Source organism: Mucilaginibacter sp. P4_G9 (assembly GCF_056400985.1).
Window position 1 is genome coordinate 1 of the sequence record NZ_JBFUKF010000653.1, and the last position, 1859, is coordinate 1859.

The 1859-nt window shown below is 41.7% G+C and carries 2 protein-coding genes and 1 pseudogene; all 3 read right to left on the minus strand.

What is annotated here, in order from left to right; genetic code table 11:
- Positions 1-241 (minus strand): annotated as a pseudogene (locus AC1DPZ_RS26390) (helix-turn-helix domain-containing protein); the annotation flags it as partial.
- A gap of 60 nt (positions 242-301) precedes the next feature.
- A complete protein-coding gene (locus tag AC1DPZ_RS26395; RefSeq protein WP_477409106.1) occupies positions 302-1120 on the minus strand; it encodes an SDR family NAD(P)-dependent oxidoreductase in 819 nt (272 codons plus the stop codon).
- Positions 1121-1382: 262 nt separating this feature from the next.
- The coding region (locus AC1DPZ_RS26400; RefSeq protein ID WP_477409108.1) for an NADPH-dependent F420 reductase at positions 1383-1859 on the minus strand (477 nt) is incomplete at its 5' end.

Sequence of the window (1859 nt, forward strand, 5' to 3'; positions counted from 1 at the left end):
TCTGCTGCGGTTTGATAAATGACATGGAGCCAAGGTCATGGTCATACTTGGTTTTTCCGTAAAGCATTTGCCCCGATTTCAACTTTTTGAATCCAATGATGTAAAATGCTGAAGTAAATTCAAGTTCGCTGATGCTGGTGCAATTATCCCGTTCACCGTAAGCCACACTGAAAAAGGGGTGCTCAGGCGGCTTCACACCAAGAACTTCATGCAGATCGCTGATTTTTTTAAAATGCTTCATATTGTTCGTAATTATAAAAACAGGACCCGGCAAATCCGGATCCCGCTCATGTTACTTCCCTTAACCATGTGCTGCCACAGAAACATCCTGCCATGATTCCCATGTTTTCAGGCGCTCCTCGTAAGTGTATTTTACCCAGGGGTAAACAGTTTTACCCAATAGCAATCTTAATGGCGGATTTTCCGAATCCACCAGGGTAAGTAGCGCATTGGCAGTTGCTGCAGGGTTACCGGAATCTTGATCACCAGCGTGCTCATAAAAATCTTTTCTTATGCCATCGTAAACAGGTAGGGATTCACTCAATGAAAGGGAATTGGTACCGAAGAAATCTGTGGAGAAACCAGCCGGTTCCAGTATGGTTACTTTAATACCAAAACCACTTACTTCGCCAGCCAATGTTTCAGTAAGGCCTTCTACCGCGAACTTGGATGCGCTATACAATCCCATTAATGATATCGTATTCAAACCCAAAGCGCTTGAAAGTTGAATGATTTGCCCTGATTTTTGCTCACGCATGATGGGCACAACCGCTTGTATAGTCCATAATGAACCCAGTACATTCGTTTCAAACTGCGTCCTGACATCCTGTTCGTTTAACTCCTCTACAGCGCCAATGTGCCCGTAGCCTGCATTATTTATCAATACATCAATGCGGCCAAAGTGAGTTTTTGCAGTTTCAATTGCTTCAAAACTTGCTTTCTTATCAGTTACATCAAGTTTTAATACCAATAGATTTGAAGAAAATTCTTTTGTAAGTTCGATTAATGTTTCAGGGTTACGAACAGCCGCAACTACATTATCGCCACGTTGTAAAAACGCTTCTGCCCAAATCCTGCCGAATCCGCGGGATGCGCCCGTTATAAAAATTGTTTTTGCCATTATTTTATTTTTTAATATTTATAAGGACAAAGTTCGGCGAGTTAATGGCAGTTATTGTGATACAAAAGTAGGCAATAATGAAACGTTTTAACGATTAAGCTATGTTTAGGCACGCTTGCCTTTTGTGTTTAACAAAAGTGCTAAGTGTTCTATTAGTTTTTTAAACACGTGTATCAATTCCATATTGCTCCGGAGCACCAGACGCGAAAAGTAAATCAGGTTCTCAAAACCAAGTGACGAAGAGCCTTAGTATCTCATGTCTTTACACATTACCTATTTTCAGATTTTTTGATGATCCTGAGCGCATTAAGGCAACTGTTTCTTCATGAGAAGGCGGTCGTTCAGCTTTCATTAATTTGTCTATAATATAATCCCTTCTGGCGGGGGCTGTTCCTTTTTCAGCTTCGGTAAGTGCCCGTTTGAGTTCGTCTGCATTTAGTTCCGTACAAAAAGCTGGAGTTCCCGGTTCCTGCCTCCACGATAAGTTAAGACTTCCCCCATCTACAGTATCAAAGCCTGTTTGATCAACTATTTCAGCGGCTAATTTCTTATGTTCATCGTTATCGGTAGCTACCGATATAGCTATCCTTCCTTTTTCCCCAGCAGCTTTACCGTTATGCTTGAGCGTGTGCCCCAGGACAATATTAAAAACTTTGACAACCGGTCTTCCCAATATTTCGGAAATATATTCACTTTCCGTTTTGCCTTCTAAGCCCGGAAGCTCACCATCACGTAAAGG

Coding starts and splice junctions, on each gene's coding strand:
- AC1DPZ_RS26395 (WP_477409106.1), bottom strand. CDS start 1,120: ATGGCAAAAACAATTTTTATAACGGGCGCATCCCGCGGATTCGGCAGG.